This is a genomic window from Kitasatospora nipponensis, from assembly GCF_039528135.1.
In the GTDB taxonomy this organism is placed as follows: domain Bacteria; phylum Actinomycetota; class Actinomycetes; order Streptomycetales; family Streptomycetaceae; genus Kitasatospora; species Kitasatospora nipponensis.
On sequence record NZ_BAAALF010000919.1, the window covers coordinates 1 to 590 of the forward strand.

Sequence of the window (590 nt, forward strand, 5' to 3'; positions counted from 1 at the left end):
TGCCCGAGTGGGCTCCGCTGCCGGTGCAGTACGCGGACTACGCGTTGTGGCAGCGCGAGCTGCTCGGTGACGAGCAGGACCCGGAAAGCCTGATAGCTCATCAGATCGATTACTGGCGAGCGCAGTTGGCTGGATCGCCGGAGGAGTTGGCGCTTCCGTTCGACCGGTCGCGTCCGGCGGTGGCGAGCCACCGCGGCCACACCGCTCACTACGCCCTCCCTGCCGAGCTGCATGCGCGGTTGCTGGAGGTGGCGCAGGCCGAGGGTGTGACGCTGTTCATGGTGTTGCACGTGGCGGTGGCGACGCTGCTGTCGCGGTTGGGTGCTGGTGCGGACATCCCGATCGGGTCGGCGATCGCGGGTCGTACGGACGAGGCGCTGGACGATCTGGTCGGGTGCTTCGTCAACACGCTGGTGATGCGCACGGATCTGTCGGGTGATCCGACGTTCCGTCAGCTGCTTGGTCGGGTACGGGAAACCGCGCTCGCCGGGCTGGCGAACCAGGATGTGCCGTTCGAGAAGCTGGTGGAGGAGCTGGCGCCGAGCCGGTCGCTGGCGCGCCACCCGCTGTTCCAGATCGTCCTCACCAAG

At 67.8% G+C, this 590-nt stretch carries 1 protein-coding gene; it reads left to right on the forward strand.

Annotated elements, in window-relative coordinates; genetic code table 11:
* Positions 1 to 590: condensation domain-containing protein (locus ABD323_RS44065; RefSeq protein WP_344447621.1), on the forward strand; the 590-nt coding region annotated here is incomplete at both ends.